We start from the raw sequence: 20,217 nt of genomic DNA on the forward strand, positions 1-20,217 counted from the left end.
GAGCCGTTTCCCAGCCCCGTCTGCCCCCATTCAACCCCAGGAGATGCCCATGTCAGACGATGTCGTCATCGTCAGCGCCGCCCGCACCCCGGTCGGAAGCTTCAACGGAGCGTTCGCGACCCTTCCCGCCCACGATCTCGGCGCCGTCGCCATCAAGGCCGCGCTGGAGCGCGGTGGCATCGAGCCCGGCCGGGTCTCGGAAGTCATCATGGGCCAGATCCTGACGGCGGCCCAGGGCCAGAACCCCGCCCGCCAGGCCTCGATCCTGGCCGGCATTCCCGTGGAGAGCCCGGCCTGGGGCATCAACCAGCTTTGCGGCTCGGGTCTGCGCACCGTTGCACTCGGCTACCAGGCGCTGCTCAACGGCGATTCCGAAATCGTCGTGGCGGGCGGCCAGGAGTCCATGAGCATGGCCCCGCACGCCCAGCATCTGCGCGGCGGCGTCAAGATGGGCGCGCTCGACTTCGTCGACACCATGATCAAGGACGGCCTGTGGGATGCCTTCAACGGCTACCACATGGGCAACACCGCCGAGAACGTCGCGCGGCAGTGGCAGATCACCCGCGCCCAGCAGGACGAGTTCGCGGTCGCCTCGCAGCAGAAGGCCGAGGCCGCGCAGAAGGCCGGCAAGTTCAACGACGAGATCGTTCCGGTCACCATCAAGACCCGCAAGGGCGATGTGGTCGTCAGCGCCGACGAATATCCGCGTCATGGCGCCACGATCGATGCGATGGCGAAGCTCAAGCCTGCCTTCGAGAAGGACGGTACGGTCACCGCAGGCTCTGCCTCGGGCATCAATGACGGAGCCGCCGCCGTGGTGCTGATGACGGCCAAGCAGGCCGCGAAGGAAGGCAAGAAGCCGCTCGCGCGGATCGTGTCCTGGGCGCAGGCCGGCGTCGATCCGAAGATCATGGGTTCGGGCCCGATCCCGGCGTCGCGTGCCGCGCTGAAGAAGGCCGGCTGGAGCGTCGGCGATCTCGATCTGATCGAGGCCAACGAAGCCTTCGCGGCGCAGGCCTGTGCCGTCAACAAGGACCTCGGCTGGGATACCTCCAAGGTCAACGTCAACGGTGGCGCGATCGCGATCGGCCATCCGGTCGGCGCTTCCGGCGCGCGCGTGCTGGTGACGCTGCTGCATGAAATGCAGAAGCGTGATTCGAAGAAGGGTCTCGCCACGCTGTGCATCGGCGGCGGTATGGGTATCGCGATGTGTCTGGCGCGCGACTGAGCTTACACTTGACTGACGCGTGCGCTGCACACGTCAGTGAGTGCGTTGCACGCGATTAAAAAGGCGGCGGTTGCAAATCAAATATTCTTCGCAACTGCGCAAGCCTCGACTAAATACAAACGCCCGGCTCAACGCCGGGCGTTTTGTTCTTGATGTCCGTCAAACCAGCCGCATAATCCACCGTTAAAAAACCATCACTCAGAAACGTCCGAAGAGTCCAAGGGAAGGAATACGATATGGCACGAGTTGCATTGGTGACGGGTGGTACGCGGGGTATCGGAGCTGCGATCAGCAAGGCGCTGAAGGCTGCCGGCTACAAGGTCGCGGCGAGCTATGCCGGCAATGATGCCGCGGCGGAGAAGTTCAAGGCCGAGACCGGCATCGCCGTCTACAAATGGGACGTCAGCAATTTCGATGCCTGCGCCGAGGGCGTGAAGAAGGTCGAGGCCGAGCTCGGTCCGGTCGATGTGCTCGTCAACAATGCCGGCATCACCCGTGACACCGCCTTCCACAAGATGACGCTCGAGCAGTGGAACGCGGTGATCAACACCAATCTCGGCTCGCTGTTCAACATGACCCGTCAGGTGATCGAGGGCATGCGGGCGCGCAAGTTCGGCCGCATCATCTCGATCTCGTCGATCAACGGCCAGAAGGGGCAGTTCGGCCAGGTCAATTATTCCGCGGCAAAGGCCGGCGACATCGGCTTCACCAAGGCGCTCGCAATCGAGAACGCCAAGGGCGGCATCACCGTCAACGCCATTGCGCCTGGCTATATCAACACCGAGATGGTGCAGGCCGTGCCGAAGGACGTGCTGGAGAAGAACGTGATCCCGCAGATCCCCGTCAACCGGCTCGGCGAGCCCGAAGAGATCGCGCGCGCGGTCGTGTTCCTGGCGGCCGACGATGCCGGCTTCATCACCGGCTCGACCCTCACCATCAATGGCGGTCAGTATCACGCCTGATATGACGTCAAGCCTGTAGCGTTGGGCGAGACAAGGCGATAGTGAAGACGCAAGTGCCCGGCCTCGTGCCGGGCATAAGCGTCCTCAGAGCCCTTTTATCCATGACCCCGCGCACCGCCACACTGATCGGACTGACCGCGATCCTGATGTGGTCGTTGTTGTCGGTAATGACGGTGGCGACCGGCAAGATCCCGGCGTTCCAGCTCGCCGCGATGACGTTTGCGATCGGTGGTCTCGTCGGCCTGCTCACCTGGATCGGCCGCGGCGATGCCGCGAAAAGCCTGCGTCAGCCGCTCGTCGTGTGGCTGGTCGGCGTTGGCGGCCTGTTCGGCTATCACGCGCTCTATTTCCTCGCGCTGCGCTTCGCGCCGCCGGCCGAAGCCGGCCTTCTGAACTACATGTGGCCGTTGCTGATCGTGTTGTTCTCGTCGTTCCTGCCGGGCGAGCGGCTTGCCGTGCATCACGTCATCGGCGCCGTGCTCGGTCTCGTCGGCACCGTGCTGCTGTTTGCCGGCAATACCTCCGGCTTCGCGCCGGGCGCGGTGCCGGGATTGGTTGCGGCCTTTATCGCCGCGTTCGTCTGGGCAACCTATTCGGTGCTGTCGCGACGATTGAAGGCGGTGCCAACCGATGCGGTCGCGGGCTTCTGCCTCGCCACATCGGTGCTCGCCGCGCTGATGCATGGTCTGCTCGAAACCACGGTGTGGCCCGAGACGAATTTGCAATGGCTCGCCGTGATCGCACTCGGCATCGGCCCCGTCGGCGCGGCCTTCTACGCATGGGACGTCGGCATGAAGCGTGGCGATATCCGCGTGCTCGGTGCCGCCTCCTACGCGACACCCCTGTTGTCGACCGGCTTTCTCATTGCCGCCGGCTTTGCCAAGGCCAGCGCCAACATTGCGATTGCCGCTGTCCTGATCGCCGGCGGCGGTCTGATCGCGGCAAAGGATATGGTGCTGCGCAAGCGGTGAGGCTGAGGCGCATCAAAGCGCCGGCTGCCAGCCCGGCGGCCGATACATCGTCTCCGGAATCTGTCCGAGCTCCGAGCGCTGCAGACGTTGCGGCGTCAGGCCATAGAATTCCTGGAAGCTGAGAATCAGCGGCCGCCATTTGTCGGGGTCGATGCGGTTGCTTGTCCCGTCCATCATGATGTCGGGATGCGCGTGCACGCGGGTGATGCGGACCTCGATCGCAGCGAGATTGCCGCGCCAGACAGCATCGTCCTGCGCCATCTCATGCACGTGGGCGACCTTTGCTTCCATCTGCACCGGGCATTCGATCGCGCGGGGAGCGTTGACCGTCTCGCCCGCTTGCGCGGTCAATCCGCTGTGGCCGAACTTGTCCTTTTCGTGCCGGTAACCGCGATAGAGTTTGCCTGGCGGCACGGGATTCGAGCCGGTGGTGCGCGCGAGCCGGTCGACGGCGGCGACAAGGGCGGCAGATGGCAGATTGAGCACGCATTCGCCGGTGCGAATCATGTTCTCGGTGGTCTTGGAATTGCTTGCGAGCCCGAGCATGCAACGCCATCCCACCCACCATGCCGAAGACATCGGCGCGAGATTGTGCGATCCGTCCTCGTTGGTCGATCCGATCAGGACGACCGGCGTTCCGAAATATAAAATGGCCGGGTCGATCTGGACGGCGGCGGGATCGAGTGTTCCGTGCATCGTGCGCTCCTCTTTGTTGAGAGCGCCGTCCTACGGTGTTGACCGGATCGAACCCACCGATTCCAGATCGAGCAGAGCGCTTTCGAGCGCAGCGGATACCGGTTCGCGTGAAGAAAACGTGTCGAGACGATAGCTAGGGCTCCCAACCCTTCGGCGCGAGCTCGAATTTTGCGAACTCGAAGGCAGGCGCCACGGTGCAGCCGACCAGCGTCCACTCGCCGGTGGTCTCCGCCATCTGCCACGCATCCGCCGGCACGATCGCCTGCGGCCGCTCGCCGCTCACGAGATCCGTGCCGAGCCGCACCTCGTGCTGGGAGCAGCCTTCATGGGCGATGCGCAGTGTCAACGGGCTGCCGGCGTAATAGTGCCAGGTCTCGACTGCATCGATGCGATGCCAGTGCGAGCGCTCGCCGCGCGCAAGCAGGAAGTAGATGAGGGTCGAGCGCGAGCGGCCATTGGCGTCGGTGGTCTGGTCGCGAAAGGTCTCGCGATAGTGTCCGCCCTCGGGGTGTGGGCGGAGCTCCAGGCGCGCGATGATCTCGGCTGCGGTCGGCATCGATCCCCGTCAGGACTTGATCGTCAAAACTTGTATTTCAGGACTTGTTTTTGCGTTCGCGCAGCTCGCCGAACACGACGGCGGCATCCGCGCCCTTCATGTGTAGCCTGGCTGCGACCGACGGTTCATCAGCGCGCAGGAACACATTTGCTCGCTTCTCATCACCAAGCAGTGAGGGGATGGTCGGCTTGTTGTCCGCGCGCAGCCGCGTCACTTCCGCAGCGCGCGCCTGGAGGGCCGCATTGTCGGGATCGATGGTCAGCGCGAACTTGACGTTGGAGGCCGTGTATTCGTGGCCGCAATAGAGCTTGAAGTCGTCGGGCAAGGCCCGCAGCTTCAACAGCGAATCCCACATCATCGGATAGTTGCCTTCGAACACGCGGCCGCAGCCGATCGAGAACAGCGTGTCGGCGGCGAACAGCGTCTTCTCGGTGTCGAACACGTAGGAGATATGGTCGAGCGTATGGCCGGGTGTTTCCAGCACGCGCCCGAGCAGCGCGCCGACCTTGACCACGTCGCCATTGGCGACCCGCAAATCGACATCGGCGATCTTCGTCGTCTTGTCATGCGGCGCGACGACGCGGCAATTGTATTTCTGCTTGAGTTCGGCGACCCCGCCGACATGATCGCCATGATGATGGGTGATCAGGATATCGGTGAGCTGCCAGCCCTCGCGCTCCAGCGCCTTGATAATGGGGCCGGCTTCCGGCGCGTCGATCGAGGCGGTTGCCTTGGTTTCCACATCGTGGATCAGATAACCGAAATTGTCGTTTAAACAGTTGAAAGTACGAATTTCGGCGGCCATGACATCTCCATCGCGCTCAGCCCCGTCAGACAAATATGGCGTTAACGTTGCGCAGGCAATGCAATATTCAGCGCGCGGCCGCCGCCTTGTGCATGTTACATTGCCGTCATGAGCATCGACGTCGTTGACCTCAGAGAGTTCTATTCCCGGCGCCTCGGCATCGTGGCGCGGCAGATGATCAATCGCGGCATCCGGGAGCGCTGGCCGAATGCCGAGGGCCAGCGCGTGCTCGGCATCGGCTATCCCACGCCCTATCTCGGGCTGTTCCGCGAGGACGCGGAGCGCTGCATCGCCTTCATGCCGGCGGCCCAGGGCGTGTTGAAATGGCCCACGGGGCGGCCCGCGCTGGCGGCGCTGGTCGATGAGTTCTCGCTGCCGCTTCCCGATGCCGCGGTGGACCGCATCCTGCTGGTCCATGCGCTCGAGATGTCCGACGATCCGGCTGCGCTGTTGCGGGAGGTCTGGCGGGTGCTGTCGCCGTCCGGCCGTGTCATGGCGGTGATCCCGAACAGGCGCGGCGTGTGGACACGCAGTGACAATACGCCGTTCGGCCATGGCCGTCCCTATTCGCGCTCGCAGATCACCGACCTGTTGCGCCAGACCTGGTTCACGCCGACCGGCTGGGGCGAGGCCTTGTTCATGCCGCCTTATGCGGGCCGCTGGGTGCTGAAATCGGCGCAGATGTGGGAGCGTGCCGGTGCTGCGCTGTCGCTGCCATTTGCCGGCGTCCACATCGTCGAAGCGACCAAGCAGGTCTATCGCGCGATCCCCGCCAAGCGCGAACGGGCGCGGCTGATTCCCTCGCTGGCAAAGCCGGTACTGGTGCCGTCCTCGACGACGGTGACACGGGGCTGAAAACAAATCGTCCCGGCGAGGCCGGGACGATCATGCTTCGTAAATCCGAAAATCTGGTTGCGGCTCACTCGCTCGGGGCGAGATCGTCGCCGGACGCGGCAGGAGCAGCCTCGCGCTCGGGGCGCGGGCCGTTATGCGGCCGGCGGCGCCGCCGCGGGAAACGTTCGCCACCGCCGCTATTGCCGCCTTCGAAGCCACCCGGAGCGCCGTTCGTCTGCGGCTGCGCGCCGGTGATGAAGGACGGCAGGCGATCGACGTTGCCGGCATCGGCGATGACGGGCTGCGGCTGGTTCGGAGGCTGCGGCTGGTGCTGCTGATATTGCGGCTGCGGACGATGGTCGCGTTCGCGGTGTTCGCGCGGCTGCTGCTGATCGCGCTGATAGGGCTGCTGGTTGTTGTCGCGCTGCTGGTAGTCACGATTGTGATCGCGCTGGCCGTCACGCTGATAGGGCTGTTGCTGCTGCGGCGGCTGCGGAACGAAGCCGGGCTCCTGGCCGAAATTCGAGAAATTCTCGCCGTCGTCCTCGCCGTCGTCACCGCTCGAGGTGCTGATGGGCTCGTCGCCGCGCGGCTGCTGGTTCTGGCGGAACTGTTCCTGGGCCGCCGCGATCAGGCGAAAATAATGCTCGGCGTGTTGGTAGTAGTTTTCGGCGGCAACCGGGTCGCCGGAGGAGCGCGCGTCACGCGCAAGCTGAAGATATTTTTCGGCGATGTGCGAGGCGGTGCCACGGATCTTGATGTCGGGGCCGTTCGATTCGTAGACCCGGGTCATCGGGTTCTGGCCGCGCCGGTTATTGTTGTTGTTATTATTGTTGCGGTTGCGCATCCGCTGCTTGTTCTGACCGTTTCTCATGTCCTGCCTTTAATTCCAGCCCTAAAGGTTGCACGCATTACTGATTGCTAGGAGTGACCTGATGACAGCGGTTCACATGCCTCACGCGCACCGCGCGCAAGAGCGGATTGAACCCTGCCGATGTTCGTCGACCGTCGCGTTCAACAAAGACGCGTTCCCCACCCGCCAGCATTGATTGCCAGCGAACCCATTCATATCGCCTGCCGAAACAAGCCCTGCTTTGTTGCGTAAGTCTTCAAGCGCAATATCAGGCTTTCGTTCACGTTGCGGTCGGAAAGCAGCGTACCTCAATGGGCTATCGCGCTTAACAGGACCTGCGGCTTGGAACCTTAAATCAGTGAAGCTCTCGCCTGAGAGCCCGGCTTTCGCCCGTAGGTCTACGGGGCCGACACCGATGTGTTGATCGGAAGGTAGTCGTTCCCAAGGGATATTCCAAGAGGTTTTTTCGAGCCCAATCCGGCTTTTATGGGGGCATTTTTCGGGCCGAGACCGCTCTGGGAATGCCCGCCAGGTCGGCCCTGGGCGGCCTGTCGATCGATAACGCGGCGGCCGCCATCAAGGCCTGGATATCGTCAGCCTGGCCCTGTCCGGCCTCGACGATCAGGGCGCCGCCGGGCACGAGCCGCTCGGCCGCCTGCGGTATCAGGGCGCGGTAGGCGTCATAGCCGTCATTGCCGCCATCGAGCGCCAGATGCGGATCGTGCTCGCGCACCTCGAGGCTCAGTTTCGGAATTTCCCCGGCGGGAATATAGGGCGGATTCGATACGATCAGATCGAATGGACCGTGAAGCGCGGATGCATAGGAGCAGGCGACGAACGCCGCGCGGTCGGCGAGGCCGAGGGTGGCCGCATTGCCCTTGGCGGTGCCGAGTGCAGTGAGGCTGAGATCGGTGCCGACACCGAATGCCTCGGGAATCTCGTGCAGCAGCGCGAGCAGGATCGCGCCCGATCCGGTGCCGATGTCGGCGATACGCGGGCGCCGTCCCGCGATCGCGCCTTCGCGGAAAATCTCGAGTGCCAGCTCGACCACCGTCTCGGTGTCCGGCCGCGGCACCAGCGTCGCCTCGGAGAGGCGGAACGGCAGGCCCCAGAATTCCCGCGTGCCGAGAATGCGGGCGACCGGTTCATGTGCGAGCCTCCGCTGCGCATATGCTTCGAGCCGTGCGGCCTCCTCCGGCGTGAGGTGTCGCGCCGCCTGCGTGATCAGGCCGGTCAGGTCGAGCCCCAACGCGGCGCCGACGAGCAGGCGTGCATCGAGGGAGGGCTCTTCGATGCCGGCGGATTGCAGACGCGCCGTGAGCGCGCGTCGCGCACTCTCGATGCTGTGTCCGGATTCGAAACCTGTCGCCAATGGAGCCATCCTGCCTGGCATCGTGGATAGATCGGCGGCATTGCTTGCGTCAACGGAAAGGAGCGCGTTTGATCGCACCGCGCAGCGAAGGAGGGCATCCATGACGGCCTATGACGATCAGAACGTCTTCGCGAAGATCCTGCGCGGCGAGATTCCCTGCTTCGAGGTATTCAGGGATGATCGCAGCTTCGCTTTCCTGGACATCATGCCGCGCTCGCCGGGGCATACGCTGGTGATTCCGAGGGCGCCGGCGCGCGGAATCCTCGATATTGCCGACGATGATCTCGCCGCGGTCGCCCGGACCGCGAAGCGGGTTGCGATTGCGTCGATGAAGGCGTTCGATGCGGAGGGGATTATCCTGCAGCAGTTCAGCGAGCCGGCCAGCGGGCAGGTGGTCCTTCACCTGCACATGCATGTCATGCCGGTCAGGGCCGGCGTCGAGCTGCTGCCGGCGCAGACGCGCAAGGAGGACATGACCGTGCTCGCCGAGCATGCCAAGCGGATGATCGCGGCGATCGGCAGCTAAACGCCGAGATAGCGCTGCAGCAATTCGGGCTGGGCCTTGAGCTCCTGCGCCGGCCCTTCGTGAACGATGTGGCCGTTGTTGATGATGTAGATCCGCGTCGCCAGCGCCAGTGTTGCCGCAAGATTTTGCTCGACCAGCACGATGGTCTGACCGGCGGCCGCGAGCTCGCGGCAGGCCTTGACGAGATCGTGGACGATGACGGGTGCCAATCCTTCGAACGGTTCGTCCAGCAGCACGATCTTGGGATCGCGCACCAGGGCGCGTGCGATTGCGAGCATCTGCTGCTCGCCGCCGGAGAGCTCCGTGCCGCGATTGCCGCGCCGCTCCTTCAGCCGCGGGAACATCTCGTAGATGCGGCCGAGCGGCCAGCGTTTCGGGGCGGTGATGCCGGCGAGGACGATGTTCTCCTCCACCGACAGGCTGCCGAAGATGCGCCGCTCCTCGTGCACGAGCTGCATGCCGGCCTGTGCGATCTTGTGGCTCCTGCGCCCGGCGATGTCGATGCCGTCGAACTTCACGCTGCCGCTGCGCGGCGTCACGACGCCCATCAGGCTCTTCAGCGTGGTGCTCTTGCCGGCGCCGTTGCGGCCGAGCAGCGCCACCACCTCGTGACGTTCGACATGCATGTCGACGTCGAACAGGATGTGCGAGTCGCCGTAATAGCTGTTCAGGCCGTTGACCTCGATCAGGCTCATGCGGCGATCTCTCCGTGCACGCCGCCGAGATAGGCTTCCTGCACCGCGGCGTTGGTCTTGATTTCTTCTGGGCTTCCGGAGACCAGCACCCGGCCCTCCTGCAGCACCGTCACGCGCTCGACCAGCTCGAACAGCGAATCCATGTCGTGGTCGATGATGATCATGGTGCGTCCGCGCGCGATCGATTTGAGCAGCTTCACGGTCTCGACGCGCTCGCGCGGACTCATGCCGGCGAGCGGCTCGTCGAGCAACAGCAGGCGCGGCGATGTCGCGAGTGCAAGCCCGATCTCCAGCCTGCGTTTTTCGCCATAGGCGAGCTCCGACACGGGCGTGTCGGCGCGGCGGGTCAAATTGACCAGCGCGAGCGTGTGCTCCACCTGCTCCGTCAGGCCCTTGACGCCGGCGAGCGTGCGGAACAGGTCGAGCCGGAACTTTCCGCGCAGCTCTGCGAGCGCTGCGATCGTCAGGTTCTGCCGCACCGTGAGACCCGTGAAGAGCTGATTGACCTGGTAGCTCTTGGTCAAGCCGAGCTGGCAGACTTCGGTGACCTTCAGGCCCGTGATGTCGCGGCCCTCGAACATGATCTGGCCGGAGGTCGGCGGGACCTCGCAGGTCAGCATCTTGAAGAAGGTCGATTTGCCGGCGCCGTTGGGGCCGATGATGCCGCGCAGCTCGCCCTGATTGACGCTGAAGTCGATGTCGCTATTGGCGACGAGGCCGCCGTAACGCTTGGTGAGACCAGCGGCTTTGAGGATGGGGCCGGAATAGACGGGATGCTCGACCTCCTTGGCCCGCATCGGTGCAGGCGGGACCAGGTGCGGCGCTTCGACCTCGGCCTCCTCCGTCTCCATAGCCTTCCGGGCTCGCTTGCCGGACATGAGGCCGTAGAGATCGACAAGGCCGCCGACGATACCGCCGCGCAGGAAGCAGACCAGCAGCACGAACACCACGCCGAGCACGAGCTTCCAGGCGGCGCCCAAGCCCAGCGCGGACTGCAGGAAGTCCTGCAGGAACAGCCAGACGGTGGCGCCGACCAGCGGGCCGAACAACGTGCCGCGGCCGCCGATGGCGGTCTGCATCACGAGCTGGCCGGAGGTATCGAAGGTGAAGGCGTCGGGCGGCATGAAGGCCTGGAGCACGCCGAGCAGGCCGCCGGCGAAGCCCGCATAAGCCGCGGCGATCACGAAGGCGGTCAGCTTGTAGCCGTGGATGTTGTGGCCGACGGCGGTCGCGCGCAGCGGATTGTCCCGGATCGCGCTCAGAATCGCGCCAACCGGCGAGCGCACGATCCTGAGTGCGATGATGACGCCGATGAAATAGCACAGCGCGATGAACTGATAGAGCGACCAGCCATTGGTGAAGTGAATGGTGGTGAAGCCGAGATTGAAGCTCGGGGTCGGCACGCCCGGCAGGCCGTTCTCGCCGCCGGTGAAATCCGAGAGCGGATTGAACTCGACGAAGAAAAACACTTCCGCGATCGCCACCGTGATCATGGCGAAGTAGATGCCGGTGCGGCGCAGCGCGATCAGGCCGATCAGATAGCCGGTCGCCGCCGCCGCGATCATGCCGATGACCAGCGCGCCCAGCACGTTGCTGAAGCCGGCGCGAGTCAAGAGGTAAGCGGCGACGAAGCCGCCGGTGCCGTAGAAGGCGGACTGGCCGAACGACAAGAGACCGGTGAAGCCGAACAGGATGTCGAAGCCGAGGCCGAACAGGCCCCAGACCAGGATCCGGTTCACCGTGTTCGGCGCAAAGCCGAGATGGGGCAGCACGAAGGGAGCCACGATCAGGCCGATGGCGGTCAGGGTCTCGATCAGGAACGGACATTGCTTGAGCATCAGCGGATCACTTACTCGCGGCCCTGCACGCCGAGCAGGCCATGCGGTCGCACCACGAGCACGAGCGTCATCGCCGCAAACAGCATCACATAGGCGTAGCCGGGGTTGAACATGGAGGTGACGCTGATGATCTCGCCGGCGATCAGGCCGCCGAGGATCGCGCCGGGGAACGAGCCGACGCCGCCGATCACCACCACCACGAAGGTCTGGACCAGGATGTCGTCGCCGATACCCGGTGTCAGCGACACCACCGGCGCGTTGACGATGCCGGCAAAGCCGGCGGCCATCGCGCCGATCCCGAACACGATCATGAAGACGCGGTAGACGTTGATGCCGAGCGAATCGACCATCACCGAATCCTCGATGCCGGCGCGCACGATCATGCCGAGCCGAGTGCGGTAGAGGATGATGAACAGCGCGCCCAGCGCGATTGCCACGATGCCGACCACGGCCAGGCGATAGGTCGGATAGAACATGAAGCCGAGATTGGTGATGCCCTGGAACAGGGCCGGCGGCGGCACCAGCTGCGACTGGCTCGAAAAGATCAGGCGCACGAGCTCGACGAAGCAGATGCCGAGCCCGAAGGTCACGAGCAACTGATCCTCGTGGGGGCGATGATAGAAATGGCGGATGATGACGCGCTCCATCACGACGCCGAGCAGCATCACGAACAGCGAGCCTGCGATCACGGCGAGGATGAACGATTCCGTGTACTGATAGGTGACGAAGCCGGCATAGCCGCCGATCATGAACATCGCGCCGTGCGCGAGGTTGAGCACGCCGAGCGTGCCGTAGATGATGGTCAGGCCGGAGCTGATCAGCGCGAGCAGGGCGCCGAGCGCGAGCCCGTTGAAAAGCTGCGAAACGAGGTTGGGCCAACTAATCATGCGACGATCGCTGTTGTGACGTGCGATGAGCTTGCGTCAAAAAGGTGACGCCGCAGGTTCAGAGTAGGGCCTACGGCGTCACAGGGGTTAGCGCGTGCTCAGGTGTAGTCGCCGAGATGGCAGCCGAACGCGTCCGGTTTCTGCATCAGGCCTTCACCCGGGACGATCTCGACGACGTCGTACCAGTCTTCCTTGTTCTTCATGTCCTTCTGCTGCTTGCCCTTGACGATGATCACCGGGCGAACGCACTGGTGATCCTCGGGGCGGTAATGCACGTCCCCGACCAGCGAGGGGATCGTCTCGCCCTTCTCATAGGCCTTGATCACGTCGGGCGGATTGAAGCTGCCGGCCTGCTCGCACATGTGGGCCCAGTGCGCGAAGCTGACATAGGCGTTCTCGGCGCCCCATTCCGGCTTGTAGCCGTACTTCTTCTCGAAGGCCTCGTTGAACATCTTGGCCAGCGGGAACTTGTCTTCGATCGTCCACCAATAGTCGGTGGCGGCATAGACGCCCTGCATCAGGCCGCCGGTCTCGCGCGCGATGAACGGCACCTGGTAGGGGACGACCAGCTTCATCTTGTCGAGCACGCCGAACTGTTTTGCTTGTTGGGTCGACAGTACCGCGTCATGGCCCCAGTTGACGTTGATGAGCACGTCCGCGCCGGAGTTGGCGACGTTCAATAGATACGAGGAATAGTCGGGGGCGCCGAGCGGGGCGACCTGATTGGTCACGGTGGTCCAGCCGGCCGTCGCGAGGAAGTCCTGCATCGACTTGGTGACGGTGTGGCCGTAGGTGTAGTCTGGCGTCAGATACGCGGCCTTCTTGCCCTTGCCGAACTCCCGCACCATCACCGGGCCGATCGCGGCCGCCGCAGTCTGGCCGAAGAAGTTCTGACGCACGCCGTAGCGCACGCAGTCCTTGCCGGTGGTGTCGTTCGAGCCGGAGATGCCGCAGACGAACAGCACGTGCTCGCGCTGGGCGAGCTTGTTCAACGCGACCGCAACGGCGCTCGACGTGCCGCCTGTGATCATGATTGCCTTGTTCTCGCTGATGAAGCGCTGCTGCGCCTGCACCGCTTCGTTCGGCTTGGCGGCAGAGTCGGCGACGCCGAACTTCAGCTCCTTGCCGAGCACGCCCTTGCTGGTCTTGGGCGAGATCTTCTTGATCAGCTCGTGTCCTTCATTGATGTGCTCGATCGCGAGCTGATAGCCCTTGAGCTCGTCCTCGCCCTGCACGGCATAGGTTCCGGTGCGCGGCACCGAGATGCCGATGAAGGCGGTGGAACCCGACACGCCCGTGGGATAGGAGCCGATCGCCGGCTTGTCCTCGGCAAAGGCCGGCATCGCCGGCAGCATCGAGCCGCCGATGAGGCCCGCCGTGGTCTGGAGCAGGCCACGGCGCGAGAGGCCGCGGCGAATGAGATCGTCAGTCATGGTCGTTTCCTCCGAACATCGTTCTTGTTTGCAGGCAAAACACGACCTGTCCGGCGGCGGCCGGCCTCACAGGCCGGCCCGCGCCGGGCACGTCACATCCGCGTGTAGCTCTTGGACGTAAGCATTGCTTGTGAAGGCCTTCTGTCAATTTCGCCTTTGGTCGAACGACGAAAATTATGTCGTGAAAACATATCGGATCACGATATATATTAGTCTTTGTGAGTACGAGGCGGCGGGTTCGGCGAGAGAGATGGCGCGGCAGACGATAGTGGCGGGTCGCGGGAAGCGACGATCCTGGCCGCAGGAGGCGGAGCGGCCCGAGGCGGCGTGGCCCATGGAGGGCAACGACCCGCGCAGCCGGCCGGCCGGCGAGCGGGGACCGGCCGTCGGCGCCGGTCAGGCGAAGCGCGCGCCGGTGCCGATGAAGCGGTTGAGCGTGCGCGCCCAGAATGTCCTGAAGGAGCTCGCGGTCGAGCTCACCGGCGAGCAGCCGCCGAAAGGAAATTGGTCGCCTTCGCGCGAACTGCTGCGCGCGTTGACGGCCGAGCGTCTCGCCACCGCGCGCAATTGCGGTCCGCACACGATGCGGGAGATCGTCGACTGGGCGCAGGGCTGCGGCGTCACCATCAAGCCGGTGATTGCGCCCGGCGGCTCGCTGTCGCAGATGTGGGCGGAGCTGATTGCCAACGCATCGGCCGGCGCCCTGACCAGCGCGGAGATCGCCGGTGCCCTGCAGCGCTCGATCCGGCGGAAGAGCGTCCGCATCCCGATCGCGTTTCAGGTCATCCTGGTGAAAATCCTGCTGTCCAGCTTCGAATAGGCCGGCCTGCGAGGCCGCCGATATGTGTGCATCCGTGCCGACCGTCGGTTGGTTCCGCCGCGCCTTCCTTGCTAATCTCGGCGGCGCCCGCGCCATCGGCGGGCGCGACGTCGAAAGCAGGGAATGACTGACTCAAAGCGGAAGACGGGACGCGCGGCCTCCGCGGCGCCCTCGAAGGGCGGCGCGATGCGCGAGGCCGACTACACGGCACTGGCGCAATTCCGCTATCAGCTCCGCACCTTCCTGGCCTTCAGCGAGACGGCGGCCCAGAACGCCGGGCTGACGCCGCAGCAGCATCAGGCGCTGCTGGCGATCAAGGGACTGGCCGACCCCAACGGCGCCAGCGTCGGCGACATCGCCGGCTTTCTCCTGATCCGGCACCACACCGCCGTCGAACTCGTGGATCGCATGGCGAAGCTGAAGCTGATCGGCCGTGAGGCCGATCCCGCGGATGCGCGGCGCGTCCTGGTCAGGCTGACGGCCAAGGGCGAGCAGAAGCTGCGCTCGCTGTCGCGCATCCATCTGGACGAGTTGAGTGCCGCAGCACCCGCGCTGGCCAAGATCCTGCGATCGTTCAAGGCCAAGACGCGCTGATTATAACGCGCTGATCAAGCTGCGCTGAGGCTTACGCCGCCGCGCCCTGCGCGGCGAGCTGTGCGGCCTGGTGCTCGGTGGTCAGCGCATCGGTCAATTCGCCGAGCGCTTCGCCGGCGATCACCTGCGGCAGCTTGTAGAGCGTCAGGTTGATGCGGTGGTCGGTGACGCGTCCTTGCGGGAAATTATAGGTGCGGATGCGCTCGCTGCGATCGCCGGAGCCGACTTTCTCCTTGCGCTCGGCCGAGCGCGCGGCGTCGACGCGCTGCCGTTCGGCGTCGTAGATGCGCGAGCGCAGGATGTTCATGGCGGACGCGCGGTTCTTATGCTGCGAGCGGCTGTCCTGCATCATCACCACGATGCCGGTCGGGATGTGGGTGATGCGGATGGCCGATTCGGTCTTGTTGACGTGCTGGCCGCCTGCGCCTTGCGCGCGCATGGTCTCGATGCGCAGATCGTCATTCTTGATCTCGACGTCGACGTCCTCGACCTCGGGAAGCACCGCGACGGTGGCGGCGGATGTGTGGATGCGCCCCTGCGTTTCGGTGTCGGGCACGCGCTGCACGCGGTGCACGCCGGACTCGAACTTCAGCTTGGAGAACGCGCCGCGGCCCTGCACCTCCGCGATGATTTCCTTGAAGCCGCCGACGGTGCCTTCGCTCGCCGAGATCACCTCGACCTTCCAACCCTGCAAGGCGGCAAAGCGCTCGTACATCCGGAACAGATCGCCGGCGAACAGCGAGGCCTCGTCGCCGCCGGTGCCGGCGCGGATTTCCAGCACGACGTTGCGGTCGTCCATGGCGTCCTTGGGCAGCAGCGCGACGCGGATCTTCTGGACCAGATCCTCGATCTTCGGATTGAGCTCGTCGCGCTCGGCCTCCGCCATGCTGCGCATCTCGGCATCGGTCGCGGGATCGGCGATCAGCGCCTCGGTGTCGGCGAGTTCTTTCACGGCAGCACGATACGTCTTCACTGCTTCGATCAGCGGGTTGATCTCGGCGAGCTCGCGCGTGACCTGCACATAGCGCTCGGAGGAGAGCTGGCCCAGCGATTCGGCCTCGAGAGAGGCATGATGCGCGAGCAGAACGTCCAGTTTGGCTTCGGGGAGTGACGACATCGGTTTGGTCTCAAAAGGCGGAGGGAGGCGAGGCGGCGCAGACGGGCGGCAGGCCCGCTACAACGCCAGGCCTTCGGCCTCGGCAAATTCCGTCAGCTTCTGCCGGATCGAGACGCTGCCGGTCGGCGCATCCAGCAGCGGCCCAAGCATCGCTTCGGCCTTCTTGGCGTCGAGGTCGATCACCATCGCCTTGACCGGGCCAAGCGCGGTCGCCGACAACGACAGCGAGCGGTAGCCCATTGCGATCAGCGCCAGCGCGCCGATAGGCTTGGAGGCCATCTCGCCGCAGAGCGACAGCGATTTTTGTGCCGTCTGCGATTTGCGGGCGATGTCGCGCAGCGCCCGCAGGATCGGCGTCGACATGGTGTCGAAGCGCTCGGAGACCTTGGCATTGCCGCGGTCGACCGCGAACAGGAACTGGAACAGATCGTTGGAGCCGACCGAGATGAAGTCGACCTTCTTCAGCAGTTCGTCCATCTGATAGAGCAGCGCCGGCACCTCGACCATGGTGCCGATGTCGATGCGCTCCGGCAACGTGTGGCCGTGCTGGCGCAGATAGGTCAGCTCGCGCTCGACCAGCGCTTTCGCGGAATCGAACTCGGCGACCTCCGAGATCATCGGGAACATGATGCGCAGCGCGCGGCCGCCGCCGGCGCGGAGCAGCGCGCGGATCTGCCCGCGCAACAGGCCGGGACGGTCGAGCCCGAGCCGGATCGCGCGCCAGCCCAGCGCGGGATTCTCCTCGATCACCGTCTCCATGTAGGGCAGCGCCTTGTCGCCGCCGATGTCGAGGGTGCGGAAGGTGACGGGCTTCTGGCCTGCGGCATCCAGCACGGCGCGATAGAGCGCGAGCTGGTCGCTGGTGCGCGGCAGGCTCTGGCCGACCATGAACTGCAGCTCGGTGCGGAACAGGCCGATACCGGCGCTGCCGGTGTCCTCGATATGCGGCAGGTCGATGGCGAGGCCCGCATTGATCAGCAGCTCGACCTTCTGGCCGTCCTTGGTGACGCAGGGGCGGTCGCGCAGCGCCAGATATTGCGCCTGGCGGCGGGCGCGGAAGCGCACGCGCTCGGCATAGGCGGCCTCGACTTCCTGCGAGGGCCGCACATAGATCGCGCCAGAGGTGCCGTCGACGATGATGGCGTCGCCGGGGTCGGCGATGCCGGGCGCGTTCGGCACCTCGCCGACGGCGGGAATGCCGAGCGCGCGTGCCACGATCGAGACGTGGGAGTTGGCGGTGCCTTCCTCCAGCACGATGCCGCGCAGGCGCTTGCGGTCGTAGTCGAGCAGCGCCGCCGGTCCCATCGCGCGCGCGATGACGATGGCATTGTCGGGCATCTGCTCGCGCGAGGGCGCATGGTCCTGGCCAACCAGCTGCCGCATCAGGCGATAGCCGAGATCCTCGAGATCGTGCAGCCGGTCGCGCAAATAGGGATCGGTCACGCGCAGCATGCGGGCGCGGGTGTCGGACTGGACGCGTTCGACCGCGGCTTCCGCCGTGAGGCCGGTCGCGACCGCCTCGTGCAGCTTGTGCGACCAGCCCTGGTCGTTGGCGAACATGCGGTAGGCTTCGAGCACGTCGCGATGTTCGCCGCCCTCGGCGACGTCGCCGCGCTCGAGCATCCGGTCGAGATCCGAGCGCAGCTTGGCGAGCGCGGTGTCGAGCCGCTTGATCTCCTTCGGCAGATCCTCGGCGATGTAGTCCTTGATGACGACGCGCGGCTCGTGCAGCACGACGTGGCCGAGCGCGATGCCTTCCGAGAGGATCGCGCCGGCCTTTTGCGTCGAATGGCGCGCGGCCGGCTCGGCGCCGGGCTGGGCGAGGGCGGACAATTCGCCCGACGCGATCAGCTCCGCCAGCACCATGGCGGTGGTCTGCAGCGCCTCGAGCTCTTCCTCGACATAGGTGCGCTTGGCGCGGTTCTGCACCACCAGCACGCCGAGCGTGTTGCCGGCGCGCAGGATCGGCACGCCGAGGAAGGAGTGGTAGATTTCTTCGCCGGTCTCCGGGCGGAACGAGAAGGCGGGATGGCTCTGGGCGTCGTTCAAATTGAGCGGCGTCGCCTCGCTGGCGACGAGGCCGACCAGGCCCTCATGGGCGCTCAGCACGGTATGGTGCACGGCCTCGCGGTTGAGGCCTTCGGTGGCGTAGAGCTCGAGGGTGTTGTCGATGCGCAGCACATAGACCGAGCAGACCTCGGCCACCATGTTGGCGGCGATCAGCACCACGATCTTGTCCAGCCGCTCCTGGGCCGAGACCTGCTCCGCCATGGTTTCGCGGAGCCGTCTCAACAAGACGCGGGGACCTCCCGACGCGCTCCGCATGAACCGTCAATCTCCTCCGTCTGCCCGACCCGGCGATAATGGCCGGCGGCTGGCCTAGAATTCCAGAAAAACAATCAAATTGTCTGTCCGGCTCAGGCGCAAACAACTGCTTGCACCGAATCAGCAGCCTGAACTGGGACACAGTCTGCGGCAGCCCACCCTATTCGCCGTATAGCGAATTGAGGCTTGTTTTGCCAAGCAAAACGCCTGCCAAACGCGAAGGTGTGTACACCTTCGCGTTTGCTGCGACCGCTAAGAGAAAATTAGTCCAGGCATGGTCCGGAAACTGCGAAACGCTTTTCTGGAAAGACCATGCTCAAACGGTAGCCTGAAGCGCGACGACCGCGCTTTAGGCCTGATCGAGGCCGTAGAGCGTGTGCAGCGTGCGCACCGCAAGCTCGGTATAGGCCGTGTCGATCAAAACCGAGAACTTGATCTCGGAGGTTGTAATGGCCCGGATGTTGATATTCCGTCCGGCGAGGGCCGAAAACGCCTGGGCGGCGACGCCGGCATGGCTGCGCATGCCGCTGCCGATCACCGAGATCTTGGCGACGTCGGTGGCGGTGTCGAGCCGGGCATAGCCGATGGTGGCCTTGGCGGCGGTAATCGTGTCCTTGGCGCGGTTGTAGTCGGCGGCCGGCACCGTGAAGGTGAGGTCGGTGGTCTTGCCGTCCTCGGACACGTTCTGAACGATCATGTCGACGTTGATATTGGCATCCGCGAGCGGGCCGAAGATCGACGCCGCAACGCCCGGCTTGTCCTCGATCTGGCGCACCGAGATCTGGGCCTCGTCCTTCGAAAAGGCGATGCCGGTGACGACGTGGTTTTCCATGATCTCCTCCTCGCCGCAGATCAGCGTGCCGGGCGGCTGGTTGGCATGCGGGTCGATATCCTCGGGCTTGTCGAAGCTCGAGCGGACGAAGATCGGCATGTTGTGGACCATGCCGAGTTCCACCGAGCGAACCTGGAGCACTTTGGCGCCCTGGGAAGCCAGTTCCAGCATGTCTTCGAATGCGATCTTGTCGAGCCTCTTGGCCTTCGGCACGATTCGCGGGTCGGTGGTGTAGACGCCATCGACGTCGGTGTAGATGTCGCAGCGGTCGGCCTTGACGGCGGCGGCGATCGCCACGGCCGAGGTGTCGGAGCCGCCGCGGCCGAGCGTGGTGATGCGGTTGGTCTTGGGATCGATGCCCTGGAAGCCGGCGATGACCGCGACCTCCTTGCGATCCCTGAAGCGGGTGATGATCTCGCTGCCGTCGATGTCCTCGATCCGGGCCGAGGCATGGGCGTCGCTGGTCTTGATCGGGATCTGCCAGCCCTGCCAGGAGCGGGCCTGGATACCCATGCCCTGGAGCACGATGGCCAGTAGGCCGGAGGTCACCTGTTCGCCGGAGGCGACGACGGCGTCGTATTCGCGCGCGTCGTGCATCGGCGAGGCCTCGGTGCACCAGGCCACCAGCTCGTTGGTCTTGCCCGACATCGCCGAGACGACCACAGCCACTTCATGGCCGGCGTCGACCTCACGCTTCACATGGCGTGCGACATTGCGGATACGTTCGATGTTGGCGACGGACGTGCCGCCGAATTTCATCACGAGGCGGCTCATGACGACGCGTGCATTCCTTCATAAGGATCAGTATGGTGACCCGCGCTGGGACGGATGCCCAGGGGGATACCGACCGCGCGTATACAGAGGGGCGGGGCC

General features: G+C 64.8%; 19 protein-coding genes. 7 read left to right on the plus strand and 12 right to left on the minus strand.

Annotated features, from left to right (window positions below; genetic code table 11):
• Nucleotides 1-49 precede the first annotated feature (49 nt).
• The 3 genes from NLM32_RS03025 (at nucleotide 50) to NLM32_RS03035 (ending at nucleotide 3,161) form a co-directional block, all read left to right on the plus strand.
• Nucleotides 50-1,228 (plus strand): acetyl-CoA C-acetyltransferase, encoded by a 1,179-nt coding sequence (locus NLM32_RS03025; RefSeq protein ID WP_254127806.1) that lies wholly within the window; start codon nucleotides 50-52, stop codon nucleotides 1,226-1,228.
• Between the two features lie 236 nt (nucleotides 1,229-1,464).
• The gene (phbB, locus tag NLM32_RS03030; RefSeq protein ID WP_254127807.1) at nucleotides 1,465-2,190 is read left to right on the plus strand and encodes an acetoacetyl-CoA reductase; all 726 of its coding nucleotides are present in this window, start codon (nucleotides 1,465-1,467) and stop codon (nucleotides 2,188-2,190) included.
• A 101-nt stretch (nucleotides 2,191-2,291) separates the two neighbouring features.
• Complete coding sequence (locus tag NLM32_RS03035) at nucleotides 2,292-3,161, plus strand: DMT family transporter (protein ID WP_254127808.1); 870 nt, start codon at nucleotides 2,292-2,294, stop codon at nucleotides 3,159-3,161.
• 12 nt (nucleotides 3,162-3,173) lie between these two features.
• Here NLM32_RS03035 and NLM32_RS03040 read toward each other — a convergent pair whose 3' ends face one another.
• The 3 genes from NLM32_RS03040 to gloB all read right to left on the minus strand — a co-directional run bounded on the left by NLM32_RS03040 (nucleotide 3,174) and on the right by gloB (nucleotide 5,218).
• Nucleotides 3,174-3,857 (minus strand): flavin reductase family protein, encoded by a 684-nt coding sequence (locus tag NLM32_RS03040; RefSeq protein ID WP_254127809.1) that lies wholly within the window; start codon nucleotides 3,855-3,857, stop codon nucleotides 3,174-3,176.
• A gap of 133 nt (nucleotides 3,858-3,990) precedes the next feature.
• On the minus strand, nucleotides 3,991-4,413 hold the full coding sequence (locus NLM32_RS03045; protein ID WP_212303588.1) for a cupin domain-containing protein: 423 nt from the start codon (nucleotides 4,411-4,413) through the stop codon (nucleotides 3,991-3,993).
• Between the two features lie 37 nt (nucleotides 4,414-4,450).
• Entirely contained in the window at nucleotides 4,451-5,218 is a 768-nt protein-coding gene (gene gloB, locus NLM32_RS03050) for a hydroxyacylglutathione hydrolase (RefSeq protein ID WP_254127810.1), read from the minus strand.
• 108 nt (nucleotides 5,219-5,326) lie between these two features.
• Here gloB and NLM32_RS03055 point away from each other — a divergent pair, with 108 nt between their 5' ends.
• Nucleotides 5,327-6,073 (plus strand): class I SAM-dependent methyltransferase, encoded by a 747-nt coding sequence (locus NLM32_RS03055; RefSeq protein WP_254127811.1) that lies wholly within the window; start codon nucleotides 5,327-5,329, stop codon nucleotides 6,071-6,073.
• 64 nt (nucleotides 6,074-6,137) lie between these two features.
• On the opposite strand, the gene NLM32_RS03060 is transcribed toward NLM32_RS03055, so the two are convergent.
• Both NLM32_RS03060 and prmC read right to left on the minus strand, forming a co-directional pair.
• The gene (locus NLM32_RS03060; protein WP_254127812.1) at nucleotides 6,138-6,926 is read right to left on the minus strand and encodes a DUF4167 domain-containing protein; all 789 of its coding nucleotides are present in this window, start codon (nucleotides 6,924-6,926) and stop codon (nucleotides 6,138-6,140) included.
• Between the two features lie 463 nt (nucleotides 6,927-7,389).
• Complete coding sequence (gene prmC / locus NLM32_RS03065) at nucleotides 7,390-8,286, minus strand: peptide chain release factor N(5)-glutamine methyltransferase (protein ID WP_254127813.1); 897 nt, start codon at nucleotides 8,284-8,286, stop codon at nucleotides 7,390-7,392.
• Nucleotides 8,287-8,377: 91 nt separating this feature from the next.
• On the opposite strand from prmC, the gene NLM32_RS03070 reads away from it, so the two are divergent.
• Nucleotides 8,378-8,803 (plus strand): HIT family protein, encoded by a 426-nt coding sequence (locus tag NLM32_RS03070; RefSeq protein ID WP_254127814.1) that lies wholly within the window; start codon nucleotides 8,378-8,380, stop codon nucleotides 8,801-8,803.
• Here NLM32_RS03070 and NLM32_RS03075 read toward each other — a convergent pair.
• The 4 genes from NLM32_RS03075 to NLM32_RS03090 form a co-directional block, all read right to left on the minus strand.
• Entirely contained in the window at nucleotides 8,800-9,498 is a 699-nt protein-coding gene (locus NLM32_RS03075) for an ABC transporter ATP-binding protein (protein ID WP_254127815.1), read from the minus strand. The genes NLM32_RS03070 and NLM32_RS03075 overlap by 4 nt on opposite strands.
• Nucleotides 9,495-11,336, minus strand: coding sequence for an ATP-binding cassette domain-containing protein (locus tag NLM32_RS03080; RefSeq protein WP_254127816.1), 1,842 nt, complete (start codon nucleotides 11,334-11,336; stop codon nucleotides 9,495-9,497). Before NLM32_RS03080 ends, NLM32_RS03075 begins: the two co-directional genes overlap by 4 nt.
• An 11-nt stretch (nucleotides 11,337-11,347) precedes the next feature.
• Nucleotides 11,348-12,223 carry a branched-chain amino acid ABC transporter permease gene (locus tag NLM32_RS03085; protein WP_254127817.1) on the minus strand — a complete coding sequence of 292 codons (876 nt, stop codon included), beginning with the start codon at nucleotides 12,221-12,223 and terminating at the stop codon, nucleotides 11,348-11,350.
• Between the two features lie 98 nt (nucleotides 12,224-12,321).
• A complete protein-coding gene (locus NLM32_RS03090) occupies nucleotides 12,322-13,656 on the minus strand; it encodes a substrate-binding protein (protein WP_254127818.1) in 1,335 nt (444 codons plus the stop codon).
• Between the two features lie 334 nt (nucleotides 13,657-13,990).
• Here NLM32_RS03090 and NLM32_RS03095 point away from each other — a divergent pair, with 334 nt between their 5' ends.
• Together NLM32_RS03095 and NLM32_RS03100 are read left to right on the plus strand one after the other, a co-directional pair.
• Complete coding sequence (locus tag NLM32_RS03095) at nucleotides 13,991-14,476, plus strand: hypothetical protein (protein ID WP_254127819.1); 486 nt, start codon at nucleotides 13,991-13,993, stop codon at nucleotides 14,474-14,476.
• Between the two features lie 123 nt (nucleotides 14,477-14,599).
• Nucleotides 14,600-15,070, plus strand: coding sequence for a MarR family winged helix-turn-helix transcriptional regulator (locus NLM32_RS03100; protein WP_254127820.1), 471 nt, complete (start codon nucleotides 14,600-14,602; stop codon nucleotides 15,068-15,070).
• A gap of 31 nt (nucleotides 15,071-15,101) precedes the next feature.
• Here NLM32_RS03100 and prfA read toward each other — a convergent pair whose 3' ends face one another.
• The 3 genes from prfA to NLM32_RS03115 all read right to left on the minus strand — a co-directional run bounded on the left by prfA (nucleotide 15,102) and on the right by NLM32_RS03115 (nucleotide 20,118).
• Complete coding sequence (gene prfA / locus NLM32_RS03105) at nucleotides 15,102-16,187, minus strand: peptide chain release factor 1 (RefSeq protein ID WP_254127821.1); 1,086 nt, start codon at nucleotides 16,185-16,187, stop codon at nucleotides 15,102-15,104.
• A 57-nt stretch (nucleotides 16,188-16,244) separates the two neighbouring features.
• Complete coding sequence (gene ptsP / locus NLM32_RS03110; RefSeq protein WP_254127822.1) at nucleotides 16,245-18,512, minus strand: phosphoenolpyruvate--protein phosphotransferase; 2,268 nt, start codon at nucleotides 18,510-18,512, stop codon at nucleotides 16,245-16,247.
• A 349-nt stretch (nucleotides 18,513-18,861) separates the two neighbouring features.
• Nucleotides 18,862-20,118, minus strand: a complete 1,257-nt coding sequence (locus NLM32_RS03115; RefSeq protein ID WP_254127823.1) for an aspartate kinase — start codon at nucleotides 20,116-20,118, stop codon at nucleotides 18,862-18,864.
• Nucleotides 20,119-20,217: the final 99 nt, after the last annotated feature.

Origin of the sequence: Bradyrhizobium sp. CCGUVB14 (genome assembly GCF_024199935.1) — a bacterium.
GTDB lineage: Bacteria > Pseudomonadota > Alphaproteobacteria > Rhizobiales > Xanthobacteraceae > Bradyrhizobium.

Bases quoted from the DNA above. Each gene is read 5' to 3' on its own strand.
- NLM32_RS03055 (WP_254127811.1), top strand. From the start codon at position 5,327: ATGAGCATCGACGTCGTTGACCTCAGAGAGTTCTATTCCCGGCGCCTC.
- prfA (WP_254127821.1), bottom strand. From the start codon at position 16,187: ATGTCGTCACTCCCCGAAGCCAAACTGGACGTTCTGCTCGCGCATCAT.
- NLM32_RS03085 (WP_254127817.1), bottom strand. From the start codon at position 12,223: ATGATTAGTTGGCCCAACCTCGTTTCGCAGCTTTTCAACGGGCTCGCG.
- phbB (WP_254127807.1), top strand. From the start codon at position 1,465: ATGGCACGAGTTGCATTGGTGACGGGTGGTACGCGGGGTATCGGAGCT.
- NLM32_RS03035 (WP_254127808.1), top strand. From the start codon at position 2,292: ATGACCCCGCGCACCGCCACACTGATCGGACTGACCGCGATCCTGATG.
- NLM32_RS03075 (WP_254127815.1), bottom strand. From the start codon at position 9,498: ATGAGCCTGATCGAGGTCAACGGCCTGAACAGCTATTACGGCGACTCG.
- NLM32_RS03095 (WP_254127819.1), top strand. From the start codon at position 13,991: ATGGAGGGCAACGACCCGCGCAGCCGGCCGGCCGGCGAGCGGGGACCG.
- NLM32_RS03045 (WP_212303588.1), bottom strand. From the start codon at position 4,413: ATGCCGACCGCAGCCGAGATCATCGCGCGCCTGGAGCTCCGCCCACAC.
- NLM32_RS03070 (WP_254127814.1), top strand. From the start codon at position 8,378: ATGACGGCCTATGACGATCAGAACGTCTTCGCGAAGATCCTGCGCGGC.
- NLM32_RS03080 (WP_254127816.1), bottom strand. From the start codon at position 11,336: ATGCTCAAGCAATGTCCGTTCCTGATCGAGACCCTGACCGCCATCGGC.
- NLM32_RS03090 (WP_254127818.1), bottom strand. From the start codon at position 13,656: ATGACTGACGATCTCATTCGCCGCGGCCTCTCGCGCCGTGGCCTGCTC.
- ptsP (WP_254127822.1), bottom strand. From the start codon at position 18,512: ATGCGGAGCGCGTCGGGAGGTCCCCGCGTCTTGTTGAGACGGCTCCGC.
- gloB (WP_254127810.1), bottom strand. From the start codon at position 5,218: ATGGCCGCCGAAATTCGTACTTTCAACTGTTTAAACGACAATTTCGGT.
- prmC (WP_254127813.1), bottom strand. From the start codon at position 8,286: ATGGCTCCATTGGCGACAGGTTTCGAATCCGGACACAGCATCGAGAGT.
- NLM32_RS03025 (WP_254127806.1), top strand. From the start codon at position 50: ATGTCAGACGATGTCGTCATCGTCAGCGCCGCCCGCACCCCGGTCGGA.
- NLM32_RS03115 (WP_254127823.1), bottom strand. From the start codon at position 20,118: ATGAGCCGCCTCGTGATGAAATTCGGCGGCACGTCCGTCGCCAACATC.
- NLM32_RS03060 (WP_254127812.1), bottom strand. From the start codon at position 6,926: ATGAGAAACGGTCAGAACAAGCAGCGGATGCGCAACCGCAACAATAAT.
- NLM32_RS03100 (WP_254127820.1), top strand. From the start codon at position 14,600: ATGACTGACTCAAAGCGGAAGACGGGACGCGCGGCCTCCGCGGCGCCC.
- NLM32_RS03040 (WP_254127809.1), bottom strand. From the start codon at position 3,857: ATGCACGGAACACTCGATCCCGCCGCCGTCCAGATCGACCCGGCCATT.